The following is a 21,886-nucleotide window of genomic DNA, read 5'->3' as shown; positions in this document are numbered from 1 at the left end:
CTACACAACGCCGCTCTACACGATGACACCGCGCAGCCGATCAACTGCACCGCGTGCACTGCGATCGGTCCATCCGAGATCAAGATCGGAATCCAAGCACATTCCGGCAATTTGTGAACAACCCAGGGCCGAGGCAGAAGTCGCCGCCAGTGTCACAACCAGTGCCGGGATCACCGTGGAGCCCTACACGGACTGCCCAGCAGTCCTCCGGCGGGCGGACCATGGATACGGCCGAGGCGCTCATCACCGATCGGTGGCTCATGCACAATTCGCCGCCGGACATTCTGCTCACCAACTACAAGATGCTGGATCTACTACTGCGGCCGGATCGGGCGGCGCTTCTCACCCCACGCCGAGGCTTTACCATCGTCGGATGAATGCGGACTTGTCGTCCTTGGTGTGTGGTTCAACGGTTTTCGCGGACGCGCTGGCCGTCGCCGATTGGGTGGGAGCCGGACGCCCGACCACGGCAGGCGGTGCGTTGAAGCCCGCGTCCGTGCCGGAGTTGGCGGGATGCCTGAGGCTGCGGTGTCCCGCGCAAGTCCGCCGGGCGAGCGATGCTCCCATGGTCCATCGCCGATGGCTCGTCGCGATGGCGGCGGGGTTGATCACCCGCTCCGGCGCGAGGGCGGTCCGTGTCGAGCCGGCACCCGAGCCCGGTGCACGCGAATGGCTGGCCGCGTTGGAAGATGTTGTGCGCGAACAGGTTCACGATCCATGTCAGGCCGACGCCCGAATCGTCTGTCAGGTGACGCTGGCCACGGTGACAGCGCACCGCGTCCCGATCGAGGATCTGCCCGATCTCGTCGGCGACACGATGCGGGCACGTGGGGACTGGGACTACCACTCCCATGGGCTGGAACGCTCGCCGAGGCATCCCGTGAACACGGTTGTCGAGATCCTGCGCGAATTCGGCGCGCTCGACCATCGGCTGTCGGCGACACCGCTGGCCGAGTACGCGCGCGACGAGCTCGGCAGGCGAGTACCGCCGCCCATGGACGCCGATCTGCCGGCCGCTGCGCTGCTGGCCGTCCTGGCCCGGCTGCCCGAGGCGGAATCGTGGAAGTACGCCCAGCGATGGCTGGCGGCGCAGAGGTTTTCGGGCACGGGCCCGCTGCGGGAATTGCTGAACGCCGCCGAAACCGCGTCGCCGGCGGGCCGTCTCCTCGGCGTGGAGATCGTCTCGGCTTATGACGTGCCGGGACTGTGGAAGGAGGTGCTCGAGTACGGGATGCTCGGCCCGCACGCACGATTCGCGCTCGCCGAAGGATCCCCCGCCCTGGACGAACGGATTCTGCACTGGATCGTAGTCGACTCCGCGCTGGCCGACCTCGAACGATTCGGCGTCGTCGACGCCAGGTATACGCTGCTCGGCGCTGGCGCGGACGACATCGTCGCATCGGTGCGTGCGTCCGGCCATCCCGACAGCGATGAACTGTTGGCGGCCATCGGCGCCGATTGGCCTCCGATTCCGGCCTATCAATTGAAAATCGCACTGTCCGGGCGGGTTTGGCGGCGAGTGCGGGTTCCCGCGAACATGTCCCTCGGCGAACTGCACCATGCGATCCAGGTTCTGTTCAACTGGAGTGGCGATCATCTGCATGTGTTCGACGCCGCCGGTCGCCGATACGCCGACCCGTTCTTCGATCTGGACGACTGCGGCGACGAATACGCCTATCGGGTCAACCGCGCTCTGCCCGCGCCCACATCGACGATCACCTACACTTACGATCTCGGCGACTGTCACCGCCACGAAATCACGCTCGAGAGAATCGATTCCGCCGAGATCGCTCACCCCGTGTGCGTCGACGGACGCGGCGACCACCCACTCGAGGACTACAATCCCGATTACCCCGAGGACCCCGTGCCGTTCGTCCAGGACACCGTGAACCACCAGCTCCGTACGCTTGCCGGGGCGGAAGCGCGGTGACACCGAAGGAATCTCGACGCGCGACGCCGCCGCGCGTGCGCATCGCCGAAGCGCTGGCGCAGACCCACGGCTCCGGTTCGTTCTGCACCCGGCACACCGCCACCGCAGACGATCTGCTGATCGACGTCAAAGATGTCGGGCCACTGCGGATGCCGATATGCGCCGAGCAGGCACGGGAACTGTTGCGGGTCGCCCGGCCCGCGCGCTACGGGTTGCGGGAACAGACCCTGCTCGACCGGGCGGTCCGTGATACGTGGGAGATCCCCCGCAGCCGGGTGAAGATCGACAAACGCCGCTGGAATCGGACGTTGCGCCCCATTCTGACCGAGGTCGCCGCCGACCTCGGGCTGCCGGCGGGAGTTCGGCTGACGGCCGAACTGCATTCCATGCTGGTGTACACGCCGGGCCAGTTCTTCCGACCCCACCAGGACTCGGAGAAGTCCGACGCCATGGTGGCTTCGCTGGTGGTCACCCTGCCCAGCACGTTCACCGGCGGCTCCCTGGCCGTCGAACACGGCACCGAGCACGTGGAATACCGCTGGGCGAAAGACAGATTGACCTTCGTCGCGTTCTACGCCGATTGTATGCACGAGGTTCGGCCGATCCGCTCCGGCCACCGAATCGTGCTGACCTACAACCTGCTGGTCGCTACCGAGCATGCTGTGTCACCGCGCCCCGCGATCGCGGCCGATTCCGAAATGACCGAACGGTTGCGCGAACACTTTCAGAAGCCGAGCGCGGCGCGCTGGGGCCAACGGGTCGGTCGGCCACCGAACCGGTTGGTGTATCTCCTGGATCACCAATACACGGCCCGCGGGCTCGATTGGTCCAGGCTCAAGGGCACCGATGCGGCACGGGCCACGATGCTGCGAGCAGCGGCTGATCGGTCGAACTGCGACACAGCGTTGGCGCTGGCAGCCATCCGAGAGACCTGGGATTGCGTTGACGACCAGTGGGACAGCTGGAGCTATCGCCACGCCAACACCCGGTCCCCGCAAGCGAACGAACTGATCGAATCGGTGATCACTCTCGAATCGTCCATCGATGTATCCGGCAATCCAGCCGCCCCGCTTGTCGTCGCAGTCGACGACGACGAAGTCTGCGCGACGACGCCCACCGCGCAGCTCGAGCCGTACGATTCGGAATACGAAGGCTACATGGGCAATTACGGCAATACGATGGACCGCTGGTACCGGCGTGCTGCCGTCGTCATCTGGCCCCGATCGCGCGCCTTCACGGTACACGCCGAAGCCTCCGCGCAATGGGCACTGGCGACACTCACGGAACAGATCGCCGACCACGACCTCGAAGGTGCCCGCAGCTCGGCGCGAACACTGGAGCCGTTCTGGGACACCACCGTCGGCGGCGACACCCAGACGCCGGGGATCGTGGTGACCGCAGTGCGAGTGGCGACCGGTCTCGACGACGCGGACTCGGCGGCAAGGCTGCTGCGGCCCCTGCATCTCGAGTCATTGACCGCCGTGCACGCACCTGATCTCGTGACGCTCACCACGCGCTACGGCGACGAATGGGCCGATCGCCTGCTCGATAACTGGTGTATGTCGAAGTCCCGCTACGACTATCGGGGCGATGAGCGCCGCCTTCGCTGGACCGTCGATGCGCTCGTTGCGCTGAGTGAGGGCTTGCGGACGGCGGAGGACTCCGACGGCATGCGGCTCGCAGACCGTATCTTAAGTCGGGTCGGAGCTTGGTACGCCACCGAAATCACCCATACACTTCACGATCCCCGGCCCAGCGCCCGCGAGTCGCGACAGGCCGTACTGGTCGACCCGGTGGCGGCGTTCCTCGCGGCCACCGAGATCGTCGCGGCCGACGATCCGCGTCACGCCGTCGTTTCGGCGCTCCGCGCCGATGACAAGCTGCTCAGCTGCGCAGTTCAGATCCTCCGCCGGACATCGGGCGATATGCCGCTCCCGGCGGCGCTGGACCAGCTCGGGCAGCACTGCGCCGATCGACTCTCCGCCCGAGTCGCGTTGCCGCCGCGCGCCCACGACGACTGGTCGATCCCCACACGCCCTCTCCGATGCTGCGACCTGTGCGCGACGCTGTCGGCCTTCCTCACCGATCCCGCTGAGCGCGAGCTCGCCTGGCCGCTGAAAAAGGACAGCCGCCGCCATATCCACAGCCGGATCGACACCGAAGAGCTTCCGGTCACTCACCGCACCGTCCGCACCGGAAGGCCGTTCACTCTCGTACTCACCAAAACCGAGGCGCTCTTCGAGGCCGAGAAGCAGTCCCGCCAACGCGACGAAGCGGACCTCGCCTGGCTGCAATGAACATCCGAAGCCCTGAAAACTGGTGTGGTACAGACATTCTCGAATCAGGTACCGGAGTATTGTGCCGATATCGCAATTCGAATGCCGTTACGTGCGGCCTGTCACAGAACCCTGCACGGCGAGAGCCGGCACAGAACGCCTGCCTCGCGGCTCGGTCTGCGACACCAGCGCGGCGAACTGCCGCTCATTCGTCGCACAGTGCCGATTCGATGGACGCGTAGCGGATCCGCTCCTGCTCCAACCGACCGACGGGCCGAAGGTGTGCTCCACCAGGTCCCGATACAGCTCCGATTCCGCGGGCCGCAGGTGGTCGAGGATCGCGATCGTGGGCATCCGGCCGAAGGCGGCTCATGAACAGGGCTGCCGAGGCACGTCATGGTGTCCCGGTCGCGCAACCAGACCTCGACGCGCACGCATGCACTCAGTCCGGCCGCCACCGGTCGACGGTGGAGTAGCGTTCCGGGCATGCCCCGCGACCCACAACAGACCATCGAGGAAGTGCTCGCAAACCTTCCTCCGGAAGGTCTGACCGCCCTGATCGCGCAATTGGGTGCGGCGGGGCCGCGCGGCGTAGATGAGGCGCCGGTGCCCTCGCGGCGCCGGCCGCGGCGCAGCGACTTGGTGACGTATCGCGTTCGGATCGAGCTCGCGGATACCGCACCGCCGCTCTGGCGGCGGCTCGAACTCTCGTCGGATCTGTTTCTCGACGAACTTCACGCCGTCATTCAAATCGCGTTCGGCTGGACGGACAGTCACCTGCACCAGTTCGGCAGCGGGCCACGGTATTACGACCGGCGCACCGAGTACTACCTGTGCCCATTTCAAGCAGAGCAAGGCGGACCCGGAATCCCGGAGGAGCATGTCCGACTGGATGAGGTCCTGGTAGACGTCGGCGATATCCTGCACTACTGCTATGACTTCGGTGACGACTGGCAGCACGTGGTCTCGTTGGAGGCTGTTCTGCCACACCAGCCCGGCGCGCCGCGGGCCCGGTGCACGGATGGTCGCCGGCCTGGCCCGCCCGAGGATTGCGGCGGGGTGGGCGGCTACGAATTGGTCGTCGCGGCAATAGATCCCGCGCATTCCGATCATGCGATGGCGGTCATCGAATACCGGGAAATGTACGGCGAGGACATCGATACGGACTACTACGCCCCGGTGCCATTCGATCCGGACGCGATCAACGAGAATCTCGCCGAGATCGACACCCCGACTCCGGCACTGCGACCGGCGGGACCGGGCGACTCGGCCGAGGCAGATCTTCCAGAACTCATGCGCGACGTCGTCACACTGATGCGAACAATGCCGCTCGCAGCGCAAAATCACGTGCGGCAGATGATCAATCGAATACCACTCGATGCACCGCCCCACATCGACGAGGCGGTCGCCGCCCCAGCCGTACGCCCCTACACCGTGCTCCTCGAGCACATCGGCACCGACGGCGCCACCCTGACCGCGGCGGGCTACCTTCCACCCGCCGTGGTGGCGGCCGTCTTCGATGAACTGCGCATGGACGAGCGCTGGATCGGGAAAGGCAATCGGGAGGATCTGACACCGCCGGTGGCGCTGCTGCGGGAGTCGGCGCAACGCATGGGCCTGGTCCGCAAATACCGCGGCAAGCTACTGCCTACCCCCAAAGGCCGTGCGCTCGTGAACAATCCGATCGGCCTGTGGTCCCACCTGGCCGCAAAGACCGCCACCCAGATCGGGAAGTACGGCGAAGAAACGCCCCTGCTCTACCTGATAACCATCGCGGCAGGCGTCACCGAGGGCGTCGAAAACACCGTCGCCGAAATCCTCACAGCCGCAGACTGGACGCGCGCCGACGGCAGCCCGCTCAACGGGCGCGACCTCACCTCCATGACCAGAAGCCTGAACGATGTCTTCGAGCGAATGAATCTAACATTGCGGGAGCGAGACACATTCGAACGCCGATTCAGCCCGGAAGCCATCGAGTTCGCCCGATCCATACTGTGGGAGACGCCGACAGCGACGCGATAGCGAAGCCCTCTTCATGACAACGACAGCGCGGGCCGCGCCATCGCTGCTGTGTGCCAAAGGATTATTGCGCCCGTTCCCGAGAACGAAAACACCCCCGGTGCCCTTAAACGCGACAAACTCTGGCCGAAGTCAGGTTGCCAAGACTGAGTCGGCCGTGGTCGAAGCTGTCGTTGTGGTCGAGGACTATCTGGGCCGGCTTGACGATGACTGATTGTCGCCGTCGGATTCCACACCGAGATCTTGGTTTTCCGGTCGATTTGCTGTCACATGCTGACTGAGCGCGCGTAGCTGACGCGGGACATGACCTCCGCGAACGTCTCGGGTCTGAGCACGGGAATCAGCGTCTGGTGGTACCGGCCTGCGTTGGCGACGCTGACCTCGATGTAGCCCGAGAACTTGGTTTCCTTGATCAGTAGGAAGAGCAAGCCAGCAAAGCACACGGGGAACAACAGGATCGCCAGCACGATCGCGTAGGCAGGCATCTTGGTCTCGGTTCGTGAGTTGTCGACGGCGGTCCATCCCGCGCCTTTCAAGGGCATCTGCCCAGAAGGCGTGATGATCACCCCCTGGAGCACGGTTATGTCGCCGATGCTCACGAGCGGGGCTGGCGCGAACGGCATAGGTGCGGGGGCGGGCGGCGCGGTCGAGGGGATCTGCGCGGGCAGCCATTGACTGGGGTTGGTCATCGGCTCTCGGTTTCGTGGGAAAGGTGTTGGAGCCCTTGATCTTCGTGGACGATGCCGCGCACTATCGGCGAACGCAACGCACTTTTGCGCAGATGGCACACGATGTCACGCACACGGCACAACCAGGACACCTCAGTCGCGTTGTTGTATCCCACCGGCGGCCGGCTCATCCTTCACCAAGCGATAGACCGCCCAAGGGTTGACGTCGTCGTCTTCGCGGATCATCCCTAATTCGCGGTGAGCTTCGGCGCGGCTATCCGCGAGGGAATTCGGTTCCCACTCCGGGCCGTGGAACTTGCCCTCGGAGATGAACCCGACGATGTAGGTGGGCTCCTCGCTCATGCTGCGGATTCCTCGTCGGCCCGCTCATCCTCGTCGTCTGCGGGTTCCTCGTTGTGGAGGAATTCGTCAGCGGGTTCGAGGAGCACCTGGAGGACGCTGGGCTTCTTCGGCTCTGGTTCGCCGAACGGCCAGCTCGCTGACCCATACTGCGTGTAGATCCAGTCGCGTCCGATCACGCGGAACGTGCCCGCCAGATCCGGGATTTCGCTGTCATACAGGAAGAGGGTGTCGCCCATCGACGGAGGGTGGGGTGTTACCAGGGCGCCGTCACTGTTTGGGGAGTCCAGCCAGATTCGCCGGTACCGGTATGCGCCAGGCTGTTTCACGGACGGGGACCGGACATAGAACCAGCAGTAGACCACGTGGGCATCGCTCATTCTCCTGATCCTCCCTGAACGATGGCGGTCGGTCAGCCGCCCAACATTCGGAGACGGCTGGCCGTTCGATGGTTCAGCACGGTCACTCCTGGTTTCGTCGCCGCTGGACGATTACCAGGAACATTGTCACGGCCGCCCAGCCGAGTGCGAAGAACACAGCCCGGGTGGGGCTCCAATCGTTGATCAGCAGCGCGATACCAAGTACGGCGAGGCCGAGGGACAGCCCGACCTGCTCCCCATATACCCATACCTGGTCGAACTGCCTGTCCGCCCGGCAGGTCCAGTTGTGCGTCGCGAGGAATTGAGCGATGTTGGACGGTGTCAAGACCGCCGCATGCTCGATCACTGAATCGGAGCAATCGATTCCGGCTGCCATCTGCTCACCTCCTCCATCAATCCCAGTAACGCCTGTGGCGTATGAAGATTCGTCTTCGACGCTTGGACGGTCTGAGAATCCTGATGCTTCTCCCGCGGAGGCAGCTCGTGCCCCCATGTCCAGTACAGCAAACACGAGCAACGATCCGATCGAGGATCGCGGCGGGTCGCTCAGCACGGCCAAGAGATAGAGGCAGGGCAGCAACGCGATGTCGGCTGGGATCCGGCCAACGGCGAGCGCATTTCCCGGTGCCCGAAACAGCATCCGGCGAATCCGGGGCTCGCCGCACCGTCAACCGATCTTCGGCCCCGGCCGTGAAAACCGTTCAGGCCCGCCAGATTCCGCTGGAGAGGAAGCGATCCCACTGTTCTCCGGAGAACACAAGTGCGGGTCCGGTGGGATCCTTCGAATCACGGACGCCCACCGCTCCGGCCGACAGGTGGGCGATCTCGACGCAGTCCGCGTTGGGCTGGCTGTACGTGCTCTTGAACCAGTCGGCGCTGGACAGATCTACAGTCACGCCTTGCACTCCTCTGCAATCTGCTGCACCAACTGCTCGGTGCCTTCCTTGGTCAACGCTACCCGCTGAATGTCGGCGATCGCCTGACGATGCCGGTCGATCATGTCGGCGCGCTCCAGGTACAGCCCACCCTCGAAACCCTCCACATATACAACCGGAGGCTCGACGAGATGGTCCGCGAAGGGCGGAAACTCCAGCAGGGTGAATGACTGGACGACCAGGCCGAGGTGACTACCGGAATCCAGGGGCACCACTCGAATAGTCACGTTGGGGCGAGTGTCGGCCACCTCGAGGAGGTGGCGCAACTGTTCGCGCATGACCGACGGGCCGCCGGGAGTATGCCGGAGGACACCCTCCGAGAGAAAGACATCGACACGAAAGTTCGTGTCCGCCAACCGAACCTGCCGATGAGAAGCCAGCTCCAATCGCCGTGCAATGTCTGCCTCGGAGTGATCCGGGTAGGCGATTCGACTGACCGCCCTGCGGTATCCGGTGGTCTGCAGGAGTCCTGGCAACAGCACGACCTGATGTGTGGTCAAGCGAGTGGCGACGGCTTCCAACCCCAGATAGTGGTCGAAATGCGGTGCGTACTGGTCGGTATATGCCTGCCACCACCCCTTGGTCGTACCAGCGAGCTTGGCCGCCTGCGCCTGTTCCTTGGCTTCCTGCCACAGTCCGAGGATCTCCTCACGCTCACCGCCCTCGGTGGGCACTCCGTAAAGATCGAGCAGATCCCGAATCTGGCCGGTCGCGAGCTTCACCTTCCGCCCATCCTCGATCCGACCAATGCTCTGCGGCGATAGATCGATGTGCAGCCCGGCCGCTAATTGACTCTTCCTTGCTTGTTCTCGGTAACTACGCAGCCGACGGCCGAGAGCCCTTCTGGGAAGCGATGATCCGACCATTTCGTTTGCCTCGCTATCTGGGTGCATCCATCGTGGAATGCCCTGGCTGGAACGCTAGCGATTTTTTAGTCAAACCTGACTGGACATTCCCAATTCTATTGCCGCAGGTGTCTACTGAGCTCACGAACGCGAAAAGCCGAGGGGAGCAACGAATGACCACACCTCTGCCGTCCAAAGATCTGCTCCTGGACGCCTGCGCCGGCACCATCGCCCTATCCCACCCGCTATTGCAGGCCGCTTACGAACTGGCCAGCCTCCACGAAGCGCGGCTCGCCGCAGACCCGGCCGAGCTACCCGAAATCGATTGCGCCCGTAGCCGATTGATCCGCGATATCGACCGCTGGGCAGCCACCCGGCTGCCCCGGCCGTTCGCCGCCGCGGCCCTGCACACCGAGACCCTCGGCATGGTCGTCGACCGGATCGCCGGGCTCTCGGTCGCCGCCCGCACCGCGGACGGAGCGACACCCGAATGCCGACGGCACCACGTTTGGACCCGGCTGGCCGAGCTGTCCCTCGCCTACGCCGATCTCTCGCACGAGCTTGCCGCCCGCACCCGCCGCGTCCCCTACTCCCTCGCTCCCCACCCGGAAGACCTTCCACACCAGCACATGTGACCGCTCCCACGGAAGGAAGTGCACGATGACCGTCATCGCACTCGCGTTCATCCTCGGCCTGACCGCGGGCAGCGCCACTATGTGGTTCCTGCCCCCTGACCCGCGCCCCTACCACCCTGCCACCGACGGCTGGACCGTCGCCGCCATCACCTCCCGCATCGAACACGAACGCCCCCGGCACAGCCACAGATCACCGCACACCCGGCCGGCAGTCCCCACCCGGCACAACAGACCCCAGCGTCCCTTCCCACCGAGCGGCCGCATGTCGCCGCGACCGTAGGCGCACCTCGACAGACCCTCGGTGCACCGCGCCGACACTCCCGAGACCATCCGAATCCGGCTCACGAGCGCGTACGAATCCGTCTTCCTCGATATGCCCCAGGCCGCGTGATGTCCATGAGCAGGCGCCCCATGTGTACTGCCGTGCTGCCCTTCGTCATCAACTGATCGCGCGACGCTGCGGGTGCGGTGTCACGACCTGCGGGTCCGCTTCCGCAGTTGTGTCGGCGCCGGTGCAGTATGGGCCGGGATCGCCACGATCGTGATGTACCTGTATGTGGGACAGTTTCTTTCGAAGAAACGCACAGCGCAGGCCGTCGCAGCAATCACCAAGGCCAGAGCCGATAGTTCGGGTCGCCTGAACCCCCGTTGGCGTCCCATAGAATACGACCGCCGAGCTGGCTGTGATGGGGGCCAACTGCCGCCTGGTACTCGGCCGGACTTCGCGATCGATGACGCCGCTGGCGAGGGCGCTGGATGCGGAGCGGCCGTGGCGTGATCATGTTGTGTTTGTGCGGGGCACAACTGAATTGGTGGTGGCCACGCTCGACAGAGGATGGACTGCGGTTTGGTCGATACCCCCTCGGCCACCGGCCGCCCCGTGCCCGCACCACGCGATGTCCACAACTTACTTGATCAACGAATTTGGGCGTGGCCGAATTCGCGTACGACGGCAGCCGATGCGGTGGCGACGACGCCGTCCACCCAGTCCGGTATGGGCGAAGCCCGTGCGATGAAGTCGCGAACCAGGCCGTACGGAATGGCTTTGACCGCTGCGATCGCGATGGCCATACCGCGATCGTCCGCGGTGTCGAACTCGGCGACGACAGCGTCGCGCAGGGCGGCGTCCAGGTCGTCGTTGACGGTGGTGATCGCGGCCCGCAGGTCGTCCGGGCCTACTCCGAGCAGCTCGTCACGGTGGAACATCTTCATCGCTCGCGCCTCGGTCGGGTGGTCGCGGCAATAGCGCGGCAGGTATACGGCGGCGGCGAGCAGCGGGTCGGGCCCGGCCAGCGCCTCGACGAGGCCGGCCTGGAAGCGGCGGATGGAGCGCAGCCATAGCCGCGCGAGCAGCTCGTCGCGGGAGGCGAAGCGCACGTAGATCGATCCGGTGGGCACGCCGGAGGCAGTGCTGATCGCGGCGATACCCGGCCGGGTGATCGCCGGGTCGGCCAGCAGGTCGCGCGCCGCGTCGAGGACCTGATCGTCGGTGAATCGCCGGGGTCTTGCCACGGGGACAGTCTAGGGCCTAGTTTACGAATGTGTATTCCAAAACAGGGTTCCCGGTAGTCGGCAGCATGCTCGTCTTCATCGGCGCAGCACACACCGCACTCGGCATCGTCGTGTGGGCCACGAAGGACCAGGACACCGACCTGTCGTTCTGGTTCACCGGGTTCGGGGTCGCCGGGGTCGCCCTCGGGATCACCGTCATCGAGGTTGAACGGGCGCGCGGCTACGTGACCTCGCCGATCCTCGCCGCAACCGCTGTCCTGACGGGCTTCGGGCTCGCCTTCGAGCCCGTATCGGGCTTTCTCACACTCCTCGCGCCCCTCGCGGTCGGCGTCCGCGGATGGATCAGAAAGCGGAACGCCGGGGCCAAGAGGTCTGGTACTCCCGCCGAACTTCGATGATGCCGCTGGTCAGCGGGCCGGACGTGGAGCGCCACCGCGCGATCATGTCGTGTTTGGTTGTGACACAACCGAGGCAGCGGCTGCCACATTTCATGCAGAAGAAGCATCTTGATTCGAAATAGCGTGGGACGCCTGTCCAACAGGACTTCCCGCGACCGAAAGGGTGATCCACGATGGCCGTCATCAACCTCCATACCCGTCGCCTGCCCGTCTCGGAGGCGGAGGCCGCCGCGCTGCTCGACACGCTGAGCAGCGACGACGATCGGCTCTGGCCGAGACAGGACTGGCCCCCGATGCGGTTCGACCGCCCGCTGTCCATCGGCGCGGTCGGCGGCCACGGCCTGATCCGCGAGACGGTCGAGCAGTATCAGCCGGGCCGCTGGATCCGCTTCCGCTGCACTGCTCCCGCCGGATTCGATGGATTTCACGAGTTGGCTATCCACACCGACTCCGATGGCACGGTCGTTTTGACCCATCTCATCGCGATGCGGCTGCGTGGCAGCGCCCGGCTGCTGTGGCCGCTGGTCGTCCGCTGGCTGCACGACGCCTGCCTGGAGGACATCCTCGACCAAGCCGAGCGCGAGCTCACCGGGACCGTGCGCCGCCCCGCCCGCTGGAGTCCCTATGTGCGCTTGCTGCGCGCTGTGCTGCAGCGGAATTCCGATCCGACACCGCGGCAGCCGGAACCGCGACCCGTCTGACGCACCTCGGACGTCTTCGTGATCCTGCTGCTCAACCGCGAGAGCAGCGGCGAATGCGCCGCTGTGACGCCGACGACCTCATTCGTCACGCAGGGCGGATTCGATCGACGCGTAGCGGATCCGCTCCTGCTCCAGCCGAACCGACGGGCCGAAGGTGTTCTCCACCAGATCCTGGTACAGCTCCGATTCCGCGGGCCGCAGGTGGTCGAGGATTGCGATTGTGGGCGAGTTCTCCTGTACCCATTGGGTTTCGTGGGCCAGGAGTGTGGGGCGATCCATGAGCATCGATTCGGTGTGCGGGAAGGTGCGGCGCAATCGGTCGAGGATGGCGAAGCCATGGGTATCGATATCGCCCCAGTAGCGGACGCGGCGGTCGGTCAGCCAGGATAGGGCGTCGAGGCGGGTCAGGGCGTAGCCGCCGCCGAAGATGGCGACGGTGTTCTCGGTCGGGGGCAGGGCGAGGTAGGTGGTCTCGTTCTCGACGATGACGATCGATTCCGCTACCGGTGGGGTGGAGGCGAATTCGTCCGCACGCACGGTGATTTCGGTGAAACCGCCGGTGCGGCACCGGGGATCGAGCCAGCGGAAGCGCACGTATTGCGGTTTGCGCCGGAAGCGGTAGCGACCGATGAAATCCGATGGCGGACAATCGGTGTCGATGCGGTGGGCGGGTAGCTGGCAATCCAGCAGCCGCGACAGCACGGCTCGATGGCGTTCGATGAACTTGGTGTCCACACCGGGAACATCGACCTGGCGCAAGAACGTACCGGGCGGAGCGGACGTGTCGATCCACCGCACCGTCGCCACAACGCGATCCCATTCGCCGGCCAGCGCCAGCACCTCATGGGGCTTGTCCAGCATCCATGCGGTCAGCGCAGGAGCGGCTGTGCGGGTGCGGTCGAGCAGGCAGGAGTAGCTGTCGACGGCCGCGGTGACACCGAGCAGTGACCACAGCTGCGGCCACTCGTCGATCCACACCCGGCGCGGCAGTTCGTTGGCGCCGATGAGCCGACCGCCCACTCGCTGATATTCCAGGCGGATGCCATTCGCCTTGCGCCACTGTGCCGCCCACTCCTGCGCGGCGGCCAGGTCCCCCGCGAGCTCGCGCGGGCCGGGACCACGCAGCGGCACCTCGAGCGGGAGCAGCGGCGCATCCGCAGCGTACGCCGCGAGGAAGTCGCCGGAATCCCAGCGCCGCCGCAGTTTCGCGACCACGTCGGCGCGCGTCGTCCAGCCGGTCACACCGATCCCCCGGTCTCGAGTGCGTGGCTCAGTTGCCGCTGCCGGTACTCCTCGATCGTGAGCGTCTGCATCCGCGAGTACGCGCCGGACTTGTTGTCCACGAATCCGACCGACGACACGAACGGTTCGATCACATGGATCTTCTGCAGCGGCGTGACGATCAGCAACTGCAGTCCGAGCCTGCCGAACAGGCCCAGCGCGAAGCGGGTCGATTCGTCGGAGCCGCGGCCGAACGCCTCGTCGATCACCACGAATCGGAAGGTCTTGGACCGCACCGCCTCCCAGTCGAGTTTGAACTGGTAGGCCAGCGACGCGGCGAGAATCGTGTAGGCCAGCTTCTCCTTCTGACCGCCGGACTTCCCGCCGGAATCGGTGTAGTTCTCGTGTTCGGTGTCGTCCTCGAGCCAGCGTTCGGAGGCGGCGAAGACGAACCAGTTGCGCACATCGGTGACACGGCGCGTCCATGACCGGTCGGCCTCGGTCTGGCCCTCTCGGCCGCGGAAGCGTTCAATGATCGCCTTCACCTGCAGGAACTTCTGCTCCGAGTACTGATCGTCGCCGTCGCCGACCGCACCGGAGGTGCATTCCCGCAGCTCGGCGCGGAAGTCACGGATTTCGACATTCGAGGTCGGCTGCAACTCCAGGCGGATATAGCGGCCCGGGTTGTAGGGAATCCCCGCCAGCGACTTGTTGATGATCTCGATCCGTTCCCTGATCAGCTCCACTTGATTGCCGAGCTGGGCGTAGAACCCGGCGATATCCCGAATCGTGTTGGTGTTCAGGTAGTTCTTGAAATCGGCTTCGAAACGGGGCAGGTCGTCTTCGGCCAGACGGCGGTGCAGCTGGCGGTAGCCGTCCGCGGATTCCACGCTGTCATCCAGTTCCTCGGTTTCCAGCGGATACCGGACCCGGAATCCAGTCATCTTGGTGACGGCGCGATTGCCCGCACCTCGTTGCTCGCGGGTGAAACCCTCCGCACGGCCGGTCAATTCGGCGGTGATCCGGGACTGTGCCTGATCACAGGCGGGTACGGTATCGGCACGGTGCCGCCGCGCCGCCTGCTCGATCGCGGGGAACAGCGCGACCGACGAGTCGTATTCCGACTGCGTCAGCAGCTCCGCCAGATCCGACAGCGTGGCCTCCGCGGTACCGATCTCACGCTCGATCGCGCCGAGCTCGCCGCTGAGCCGCTCGACAGCGGCATCCGCGTCAGCCAACCCGATGTTGACCTGTTCCAACTGTGTCGCGATCTCCCGCAAGGCATTCGAGGATCGCTCGATCTGCTGCCGTTCCGCCTCCAGGTCGGCGATGCGTCCCACCATGGCCGGCCAGTCGATGTCGGAGAAGGCACGAAACTCGACCAGCTTGTCCGCCGCGGACGAGAAGGAGTTCAGTTCGGCCAGTTTCGCCTTCGCGTCTCGCTGCGTGACCTGCAGTGTGTCGAGCAGCCGCGCGATCCGGCCGGCCTCACCCAGCAGCGCCTCGATCTTGCTCTCATTGCTCCAGCCGAGCACATAGTGGCGGCGGTCGTCGATGCGGAACCGGTCGTCCTTCTCGTGCCGTCCGCGACCGCCTTTGATCTGGCCGGCCTTGGTGATGGCGGTGCGGGCGCGACGGAACTCGGGCATGGATTCGACGCACTCGTAGTCGGCGCGGTGGCGCAGCTCGCGATCCAGCCAGTCCGCGAACGGCGAATCCTTGATCTCCAGCTTCGAATACAGCGAGCGGACCCCCACCTCGGCGGGGCGTTCGACGACGGCGGCGGGAACCTTGAAGTAGACCAGGCGGCCGTCGAGATGGTGGCCCTCGATCCAATCCGACACCGCCGCATAATGATCGCCCGACACCAGCAGCGCCAGACCGAAGCCGTGCAGCAGGCGCTCGGCGGCGCCTTCCCAGGCGGACTGTTCGGCACGAACCTGGATGAGCTCACCAGCATAGGGCAGGTCGGCCTCGTCGATGCCCAGTTCTGCGCACAGGCGGCGACGCAGATCCAGTTGGCGGGCCGGAATATTGCTCGGGCGCTCCCGCAGACTGCGCAGTTCGGCGTTGATGTCGCGGGCCTCGTCCTCGGCGCCCCTGAGCTGCACCGCCACCTCGGTCAGGGTGTTCTGGCGTTCGGTTCGCTCATCCTCTACCCCGGCCGCGCGGTCACTCACCTCGCGCAGGCGCGCGGTGAACTGCTCGGAGTTCTCCACCGACCGCAGCCCGACCTCGCCCAGCAGTTCAGCGAAACGCTTTGCGCGATACTGCCGTTCATCGCGGGTGCGGGCGCAGTCTTCGATCTCGCGATCGATCTCGCTGATCCGGTTGCCGCCGTGGCCGGCCCGCTCCAACTCGAGCCGGCTGCTCTCGGCGCGCAGGCGTTTGACCTCTTCCTTGTTCCGTCGCAGCAGCTCGCCGACCTCATCCGCGTCGGCGCGACGGCGTTCGACCTCCGCGGTCAGCAGTGTGCGCTTGCGGTCGGCGAAATAGTAGGGTAGTGCGTCTCGGCGGGAGCGCACGGCGTCGATCTCGTCGGCGAGCCTGCGGTACTCGTCGCAATCGGCGAGCAATGGATCCAGCAGCGACAGTTGGTCACGTGCGCGCACCACGGCGTCATGAGCTTTGGTCAGGTCCTCGAAATGGTCGATCAGACCCTTGATTGCGGTGTCGGCATCGAATGGTTCGAGCATGTGATTGCGCACGAAATCGTTCAGATTGCCCACCGATTTCATGGACACGGTCTGGTGGAACAACTCCATCGCCTGCTCGGACTCGATGCCCAGCAGACGCCGAAAGTCCTTGCCGTAGTCCGGGAATGCGTCGCGGACGGTCGCACCGGACTTGCGCAGCCGGCGTTTCAACGCCGCGATATCCCCGCCGAAATCGGCGAAGTCGGCTGCGATGCTCAACGCGGTATCGGCTGTGACGAAGAAACGGTCCGGCTGCCCCGCGCCGCCCTGGTCCTTGAACCAGAACACCTGCGCCAGCGTGACCGTGGCGTCGAAGCCGCGGTTGGCGAACACGCCCAGGATCACAGAGAACGACGTGCGATCACGCAATCCGACCGGGCGGCTGGTGCCGAGGGACTCATTGCGCTCGGATTTGTAATGGCCCAGCACATACGAACGCAGATCGCGCTCACGGGTTTCCGCGCCCGCGGCCTTGTTGTAGGAGATCCGGTGGGCGGGCAGCAGCAGCGTGGTGATGGCGTCCACGACGGTCGATTTGCCGGAACCGATATCGCCGGTGAGCAATCCGTTGCGACCGCCCAATTCGTAACGCCATACCCGCTGATCGAAAGTGCCCCAGTTGTAGAGCTCGAGGCGGTCGAGCCGGTAGCCGGGTGCTGGGTCGCCGATCATCGGTCCTCCCCACCCGACAGTGTCGCCGCGTACTCGGCCAGCCGCTCATCGAACTCCGACAGCCACTGCGCGTCGACGAACGCCTTGAGCACCCGCCGCACCTCGAAGGTGTCCACTGACCCGGAAGCCTTGAGCCGGCGCAGGAATCCGAGCTCGACCACCTTGTTGATCTGGGTGTCGATCTGCTCGACCAGGCGAGCCTCATTGCTGGATTCGGGCTGGAACACCCTTACCGTCTCCACGATCTGCTCGCGGGTGAGCATCAGCCTGGCGTCGCCGTCCTTGGCATCGTGCTCGGCCAGCTTCTTGCGCAGCAATGCCAGCAGCAGACTCACCGGAAACGACAGGGCGCGACGGGGAATCAGGCGCGGGATGGCCGGGCCCTCCTCGTCCTCGAGGTCGGGGCGCGACCGCAGGAAGGCATAACCCTCCGATTCATCGATGAACACCGTCAGGCCGATGACCCGGACATAGTCGCGGACCTGAGCCTGCAGGGCCAGCAACTGCCGCCACTGGCGGTCGTGCGTGTCCTGGTACAGCACGCCTTTCAGCAGCTGGGTGACGACGACCGACAGGTCGGGCTCGACGGCGGGCGCGGTCAACGCAGATCCTCGGTGGGCGCAATCATCGTCGTCTCCTCAGTCGAATCGGATCGGGTGAAAGTCACCCGCGGTATCTCGGCCTGCCGCGAATTTCCGTCCGCATCGCGCCACTGCACCCGCTCACGGGTGTGCTCATCGAAGACCACGGCGAATCCCGGGTCCGCCAGCGACAGATAGGTGACGAGTTCGGCCAGGCCCTGTTCGAGCGGATTCCGCTCGAGCAGTTCGGTCAGCCCGATCTGCCCGCGCGCCCGCAACGCCGCACACACGCCGTCCACCAGCCGCGCGGGATCCACGAAGACCTGCTCGAAGAGTAAGTCCGCGTCCACCTCCTCGGCGGCCTCCACAATGCCTGTGCTCACCAGCGGCGCCTTGTCCACCGGCCGATACAGCGGCCGTTCCATCGGCAGTACCACTTCCGGGGCGGTGGCGTCGATTTCGACCTCCAGCTGTGGATCGCGGATGTCCTTGACCCGCAACGCATTCGACTCGATACTGCGCAGAATGTCCATGACGCGCCGGTTCTCCAGCCACACCTGATCGTCGAGGAACCGGCGCAGCTGCTCCGACAGCAGCCGAACGGTCGCCTGGGTGCGGCTGCCCGCTGCCAGCCAGTCGTGATGGATTCGCCGCATCCGCGGGTCCGCGTCGACAGCGTCGAGCACCTGCACCTTGGCCAGCAGTTCGGCGAATTCGACCTGCCGGTCATGCGATAACAAGAAGTCGTAGAACGCCTGGAAACTGCGGCCCTGATCGGAATCCGCGATCGAATTCCGGTTGCCCAGTAGCTCATCCAGCAACTGCCCCTTCGCACCCGACCAGGTGGCGATCTGCGCGCGCAGATCCCGATCGAGCTGCCGGAAATTCGCCTCCACCTCACGGAAGTCGGCGAGCAGCTCCCGTGCGGTCGAGACGAACTGCTGATAACGGTCACGCTGAGCCGCCGGCTCCAACACCTCGAAACGCCCCCGGCGCACCGCCTCGATCTCCGCATCGATCGCGTCCCGCCGCCGCTGCAACTCCGCCAAACGCACCTGCGGATCGTTCTCCGTACCGAACGCCATCTGCCGCAGCAGCTCGAAGACGGTGTTCAATCGCGACTCGGTGCCGACGAAGGATCGGTCCTGGATCGACTTCACCCAGGCCAGCGCCTTCTCCACCGCCGGAGTCGCGTCGTAGTGCACCTCGTCGGAGTCCGGCGGATAGTACTTGCGCAACCACCCGGATTCCGGTGCGGCCCAATCATTGAGATACGCCGCAGGCGACTTGGGGAACGTGCCCTCCCCCAGACGCTCATTGAGTGCGTACAGCTCGTCATCGAGCCGACTCTCCAGTTCGGCCGCCGAGATGGCCCGCACGTTATCGTCGACAAACACCTGCCCGAGGAACGACAGCACCAGCGGCGCATGGTCAGCACGCAGCAGCCGCCAGGCCGGCTGCCGGCGCAGGGCATCGAGTTGTTCGAACCGCACGATGACACATCCTCCGATGAACCCAGTGGGGCGCTGGAATACTAGGCGACCACACCGACAACGTCCCAGCGCCGATCGGTCCCGGAGACCAGACCGGCCAGCTCCACCGCACCGCCCACATGCCGAGCCCTTCCGAGTAGCGGCTCGACCGCGATCGGCACCTGCATCCGCTGGCTCAACCAGCACGCAGGACTGATCCGAGACTTCGACGTCGGCTCCAAGATCCGGCACCCGGATTACCTGCCGAACGTTGCCATACAACGCAGGCTCGGAACACAGGTCGCGTCCGGTCATGGCGCGGAATGTGTAGGTATCGGTATGCCGGAGACTCGGCGTGGCATCGGACAGGCAAGTCGTGATGGAATGATTGGCCGACGAGCAGCACGGAAAGGACCCCGATGTCGGGCGACCCGAACGAGGACGAGCAGCGGCGCCGGTTGCGAAGGGAGATCGAGCGGTTGGAGGCCGAGAATGCCCGGCTGCGTGACGAATTCGGGCTTCTCGCCGACGACTTCGTCGGTGACGAAGCACCGCCTGAGGAGATCGCGCGCGACTATGAGCAGGAAGCCGCGGAGGGAGAGCTCTCCGAGCGCGCGCAGAACCTCAGTGAGGCGGCCTCGTATTGGGCGCTTGCCGGGGAGTTCGATCGGGCGCGGCGGCGTTATCTGGATGCGATCGCAGATGGCGGTCAGGTCGCCGGGGATGCGCGGGTCTGGTATGCGTCGCTTCTGCTCGGGCATGGGGAAGAGCAGGAAGCGCGGAACCTGCTGGATGTGGTGTTCGCGGAAGGGCCGGACGATTACCTCGTGTATGAGGTCGTTGGTGAAGCGTTCGAGGAGCGCGAGGACTGGGACGACGCGCTGCGCTGGTTCGAGGCGGGGCTGAGCCGGTCACGGATATCGCCGTCCGACAACGATGCTCACGAAACACTGGGCCGATTTCGGCTGGGCTCCGGTCGCGCTCGAGTCCGTCACCGCCTCGGGTTGCCCGAGGACCACATCGACCTGGGTGTGGACCGGGATCGTCATCAGTGGATCGAGAAACTCGAACGCCTCGGCCGGCCGGAACGACAGCATCCGATTCCGGTGGCGATGCTGTACTTCCCGGAAGCCGAGTTCGCACAGGCCATTCGACGGTGGCCCGCGTTGCAGGATTCCTACGGCACATTCGATGAACACCGCCGGGCCGTGGAGCGCGCCCTGCGCAGCTCCGAATCGGGCCTGTCCCCCTCCATCGTTACGGCCACTGCGGACGGCCTCGACGAATATGCCACCAAAACCGATACCGACCCCGGAGAACCCACGACCCGAGCAGCATTCGCAACACAGCTGATCAGGACGAACCCGGCGACGCCCTGGCCACCGGGGCGCAACGAACCCTGCTGGTGCGGTTCCGGGCGCAAGTACAAGAAGTGCTGCGGCAAGCCGGACTGACAGCGGGTTCACGCCAGAGCGAGCTTCCGATCTGGAAGCCGTTATGCCCGTAGCAGAGTGATGCTTCGACCATTCAGCCGCGTACCGGGTGATGCTTCCGGCCACGGATCAGGCGGCATGAGTTCCGGTGCCCAGCCTTGCAATTCGGCGGCCTGCCGAATCTGACCCAGCAGTGCTTCCTCGACAGCGACGTAGTCATCGCCCATTGGCTCCCCCGTCTCGCAGGAGACGCACAAGGCGAGGAAATGCCCCTCAGCGGTGAGTTCCCGCGACAATCCCAGCAGAGCTGTCGTCTTGCCGCTCTGCCGAGGCGCGTGTACGACGAAGAAGAACCCGAACTCGATGTACATCCGAGCGTCCGGCAGTCGTTCTTCGGCAGGAAGTGTGTAGTGCAGGTCCGGGTAACACGGACCCGCCGTGTTGAAGTACCTCACCCGACCACCCTGTGGTGAGATGCCGCGATCAGTGGGCGAAACCGATCCGGTCCAACCAACGGATATGGGGTGCGGTGGCGGCGGAGGAGGAGGTCGAGGGCCTGGGGGAAGGTATTTCCGAGCAACCAGAGGGCCCGGATGCTATCCGATACAACTCGACCGTCATCGAGGATCAGCAGGAAGGCAGTGCCGCTGGAGTTGGCGGCGAGGGGAGTCATGCGATGGCCTAGTGCGGATTCGAAGTCGGCATAACGGTCGAACATGCCATTCGCCACGTCAATGGGGTCGAAGAACAGCGGGTCCGCAGGCCAGAGGGCGTTCGCGATTTCAGGGGGATGGATGGCGAGGCCGCCGAAGCTCTCGAGAATGGCCGCGGCGGGTGGAGAGACGTGGAAGCCTTCGCCTTCCAGACGGTCGATCCAGTCGGTGATGTCGACTCGCCGACTCGACGTCCAGCCCGCAGCGGTCAGAGCCTGTGCCGTAATTGGATTCGGCCAATAGAAGCGCATGGTGGCTATTCGGAGCTGAATAGCTTTGGGCACGTATCGATTTGGTTGAGTTGCCCAGAAAACGCCGAAGGCCCCCAGCTGATGCTGGGGGCCTTCGCGAAGGATGTTCCGGCGGTGTCCTACTCTCCCACACCCTGTCGAGTGCAGTACCATCGGCGCAGGTGGCCTTAGCTTCCGGGTTCGGAATG

The 21,886-nt window shown here is 65.1% G+C and carries 21 protein-coding genes; 8 read left to right on the top strand and 13 right to left on the bottom strand.

What is annotated here, in order from left to right:
• Positions 1–22: 22 nt before the first annotated feature.
• The 3 genes from ACIRRA_RS41955 to ACIRRA_RS41945 all read left to right on the top strand — a co-directional run bounded on the left by ACIRRA_RS41955 (position 23) and on the right by ACIRRA_RS41945 (position 6,228).
• Positions 23–1,930, top strand: coding sequence for a plasmid pRiA4b ORF-3 family protein (locus ACIRRA_RS41955; protein WP_402780343.1), 1,908 nt, complete (start codon positions 23–25; stop codon positions 1,928–1,930).
• Positions 1,927–4,227: a 2OG-Fe(II) oxygenase gene (locus ACIRRA_RS41950; protein ID WP_402780341.1), complete on the top strand. Its 2,301-nt coding sequence runs from the start codon at positions 1,927–1,929 to the stop codon at positions 4,225–4,227. The genes ACIRRA_RS41955 and ACIRRA_RS41950 overlap by 4 nt, the downstream gene beginning before the upstream one ends.
• A gap of 465 nt (positions 4,228–4,692) precedes the next feature.
• On the top strand, positions 4,693–6,228 hold the full coding sequence (locus ACIRRA_RS41945) for a plasmid pRiA4b ORF-3 family protein (RefSeq protein WP_402780339.1): 1,536 nt from the start codon (positions 4,693–4,695) through the stop codon (positions 6,226–6,228).
• Positions 6,229–6,491: 263 nt separating this feature from the next.
• Here ACIRRA_RS41945 and ACIRRA_RS41940 read toward each other — a convergent pair whose 3' ends face one another.
• The 6 genes from ACIRRA_RS41940 to ACIRRA_RS41915 all read right to left on the bottom strand — a co-directional run bounded on the left by ACIRRA_RS41940 (position 6,492) and on the right by ACIRRA_RS41915 (position 9,461).
• Entirely contained in the window at positions 6,492–6,914 is a 423-nt protein-coding gene (locus ACIRRA_RS41940; protein WP_402780337.1) for a hypothetical protein, read from the bottom strand.
• Between the two features lie 132 nt (positions 6,915–7,046).
• Positions 7,047–7,256, bottom strand: a complete 210-nt coding sequence (locus ACIRRA_RS41935; RefSeq protein WP_402780336.1) for a hypothetical protein — start codon at positions 7,254–7,256, stop codon at positions 7,047–7,049.
• Complete coding sequence (locus tag ACIRRA_RS41930) at positions 7,253–7,492, bottom strand: hypothetical protein (RefSeq protein ID WP_402780334.1); 240 nt, start codon at positions 7,490–7,492, stop codon at positions 7,253–7,255. Before ACIRRA_RS41930 ends, ACIRRA_RS41935 begins: the two co-directional genes overlap by 4 nt.
• Positions 7,493–7,715: 223 nt before the next feature.
• Positions 7,716–8,009 carry a hypothetical protein gene (locus tag ACIRRA_RS41925; RefSeq protein WP_402780332.1) on the bottom strand — a complete coding sequence of 98 codons (294 nt, stop codon included), beginning with the start codon at positions 8,007–8,009 and terminating at the stop codon, positions 7,716–7,718.
• 325 nt (positions 8,010–8,334) lie between these two features.
• The gene (locus ACIRRA_RS41920; protein ID WP_402780330.1) at positions 8,335–8,529 is read right to left on the bottom strand and encodes a DUF397 domain-containing protein; all 195 of its coding nucleotides are present in this window, start codon (positions 8,527–8,529) and stop codon (positions 8,335–8,337) included.
• On the bottom strand, positions 8,526–9,461 hold the full coding sequence (locus ACIRRA_RS41915) for a helix-turn-helix domain-containing protein (RefSeq protein ID WP_402780328.1): 936 nt from the start codon (positions 9,459–9,461) through the stop codon (positions 8,526–8,528). The genes ACIRRA_RS41920 and ACIRRA_RS41915 overlap by 4 nt, the downstream gene beginning before the upstream one ends.
• A gap of 125 nt (positions 9,462–9,586) precedes the next feature.
• Here ACIRRA_RS41915 and ACIRRA_RS41910 point away from each other — a divergent pair, with 125 nt between their 5' ends.
• Together ACIRRA_RS41910 and ACIRRA_RS41905 are read left to right on the top strand one after the other, a co-directional pair.
• Positions 9,587–10,048, top strand: coding sequence for a DUF4254 domain-containing protein (locus ACIRRA_RS41910; RefSeq protein ID WP_402780326.1), 462 nt, complete (start codon positions 9,587–9,589; stop codon positions 10,046–10,048).
• 25 nt (positions 10,049–10,073) lie between these two features.
• The gene (locus ACIRRA_RS41905) at positions 10,074–10,328 is read left to right on the top strand and encodes a hypothetical protein (RefSeq protein WP_402780324.1); all 255 of its coding nucleotides are present in this window, start codon (positions 10,074–10,076) and stop codon (positions 10,326–10,328) included.
• A gap of 635 nt (positions 10,329–10,963) precedes the next feature.
• Here ACIRRA_RS41905 and ACIRRA_RS41900 read toward each other — a convergent pair.
• Positions 10,964–11,560, bottom strand: a complete 597-nt coding sequence (locus tag ACIRRA_RS41900) for a TetR/AcrR family transcriptional regulator (RefSeq protein ID WP_402780322.1) — start codon at positions 11,558–11,560, stop codon at positions 10,964–10,966.
• A gap of 29 nt (positions 11,561–11,589) precedes the next feature.
• On the opposite strand from ACIRRA_RS41900, the gene ACIRRA_RS41895 reads away from it, so the two are divergent.
• Together ACIRRA_RS41895 and ACIRRA_RS41890 are read left to right on the top strand one after the other, a co-directional pair.
• A complete protein-coding gene (locus ACIRRA_RS41895) occupies positions 11,590–11,958 on the top strand; it encodes a DUF6463 family protein (RefSeq protein ID WP_402780320.1) in 369 nt (122 codons plus the stop codon).
• Positions 11,959–12,131: 173 nt separating this feature from the next.
• Positions 12,132–12,659, top strand: coding sequence for an SRPBCC family protein (locus ACIRRA_RS41890; protein ID WP_402780318.1), 528 nt, complete (start codon positions 12,132–12,134; stop codon positions 12,657–12,659).
• 78 nt (positions 12,660–12,737) lie between these two features.
• Here the strand turns inward: ACIRRA_RS41890 and ACIRRA_RS41885 are convergent, their stop codons facing one another.
• Genes ACIRRA_RS41885 through ACIRRA_RS41870 form a run of 4 tightly spaced genes read right to left on the bottom strand, consistent with a single transcriptional unit; the run spans position 12,738 to position 19,322 of the window.
• On the bottom strand, positions 12,738–13,901 hold the full coding sequence (locus ACIRRA_RS41885; RefSeq protein ID WP_402780315.1) for a Wadjet anti-phage system protein JetD domain-containing protein: 1,164 nt from the start codon (positions 13,899–13,901) through the stop codon (positions 12,738–12,740).
• Positions 13,898–17,248: an ATP-binding protein gene (locus ACIRRA_RS41880; RefSeq protein ID WP_402780313.1), complete on the bottom strand. Its 3,351-nt coding sequence runs from the start codon at positions 17,246–17,248 to the stop codon at positions 13,898–13,900. The genes ACIRRA_RS41885 and ACIRRA_RS41880 overlap by 4 nt, the downstream gene beginning before the upstream one ends.
• Complete coding sequence (locus ACIRRA_RS41875; protein ID WP_402780311.1) at positions 17,245–17,850, bottom strand: DUF4194 domain-containing protein; 606 nt, start codon at positions 17,848–17,850, stop codon at positions 17,245–17,247. Before ACIRRA_RS41875 ends, ACIRRA_RS41880 begins: the two co-directional genes overlap by 4 nt.
• Positions 17,847–19,322 (bottom strand): DUF3375 domain-containing protein, encoded by a 1,476-nt coding sequence (locus ACIRRA_RS41870; RefSeq protein WP_402780351.1) that lies wholly within the window; start codon positions 19,320–19,322, stop codon positions 17,847–17,849. The genes ACIRRA_RS41875 and ACIRRA_RS41870 overlap by 4 nt, the downstream gene beginning before the upstream one ends.
• Positions 19,323–19,720: 398 nt before the next feature.
• Between ACIRRA_RS41870 and ACIRRA_RS41865 the strand changes: the two genes are divergently transcribed.
• Positions 19,721–20,755 (top strand): SEC-C metal-binding domain-containing protein, encoded by a 1,035-nt coding sequence (locus tag ACIRRA_RS41865; protein WP_402780309.1) that lies wholly within the window; start codon positions 19,721–19,723, stop codon positions 20,753–20,755.
• 41 nt (positions 20,756–20,796) lie between these two features.
• Here ACIRRA_RS41865 and ACIRRA_RS41860 read toward each other — a convergent pair whose 3' ends face one another.
• Positions 20,797–21,105 (bottom strand): hypothetical protein, encoded by a 309-nt coding sequence (locus ACIRRA_RS41860; protein WP_402780307.1) that lies wholly within the window; start codon positions 21,103–21,105, stop codon positions 20,797–20,799.
• 80 nt (positions 21,106–21,185) lie between these two features.
• Positions 21,186–21,698 (bottom strand): SUKH-3 domain-containing protein, encoded by a 513-nt coding sequence (locus ACIRRA_RS41855; protein WP_402780306.1) that lies wholly within the window; start codon positions 21,696–21,698, stop codon positions 21,186–21,188.
• Positions 21,699–21,886: the final 188 nt, after the last annotated feature.

The organism is Nocardia sp. NPDC101769 (assembly GCF_044766925.1).
Lineage (GTDB): Bacteria > Actinomycetota > Actinomycetes > Mycobacteriales > Mycobacteriaceae > Nocardia.
The sequence above is the reverse complement of the archived record's forward strand: the minus strand, read 5'-3'. Positions and strand labels throughout refer to the sequence as shown.